1 pseudogene is annotated in these 568 nt (G+C 76.2%); it reads right to left on the bottom strand.

Going from position 1 to position 568, the window contains the following annotated elements:
* A pseudogene (gene bchD, locus FV230_RS29120) lies at positions 1 to 347 on the bottom strand (magnesium chelatase ATPase subunit D); the annotation flags it as partial.
* Positions 348 to 568: the final 221 nt, after the last annotated feature.

Here is a 568-nt window from a genome sequence, read left to right as displayed (position 1 = left end):
GGCGCCTGCCCGGCGGCCAACGCCGCGAGCAGGCCGGGCGGGATCGCCGCGCGTGCCGCCGCGAGCACGACGTCGTCGAGACTCGGCGATTCGGCCTGCTGCTCCGAGCCCGCCGCGTCCCCGTCGGGCTCCGGCGGGTTCTCCTCCTGCGGCGATCCGCGATCGTCGGGGGGTGGTTCGGAGGCTTCGGCGGGTTGCTCGGGAACCGGCATCCGCGTCGCCCGCGGGCCGAGCACGAGGGCTGCTGCCTCGACGAGATCTCGTTCCGCGAGCCCATCCCGTCCGTCGCGGGCGGCGATCAGCCGGGCGATCCGCATGGCGAGCAACGGCCCGCGCAGGGACGTCACGCCGAGGGCATCCGCGGCAGCGCAGAGCGCGGGGATGGCGTCGGACGCGTCGTCCGGTTCAGGCGTGGGTCGGGAGCGGTCGGGAGCGGTCGCGCCTCTCCCCACCTCCTCGTCCCTGCCGAAGAGCCCGCGCGCCTTCCCTCCCCCCGACGGACCTCGGGCCTGCCCGAGATCCGCACCCTGTCTGCCCAAGTCGGGCAGGCCCGACTTGGGTGCGGGGG

The organism is Methylobacterium sp. WL6 (assembly GCF_008040095.1).
GTDB lineage: Bacteria > Pseudomonadota > Alphaproteobacteria > Rhizobiales > Beijerinckiaceae > Methylobacterium.
Note: the sequence above shows the minus strand (reverse complement) of the source record. Positions and strands in the feature narration are given on the sequence as shown.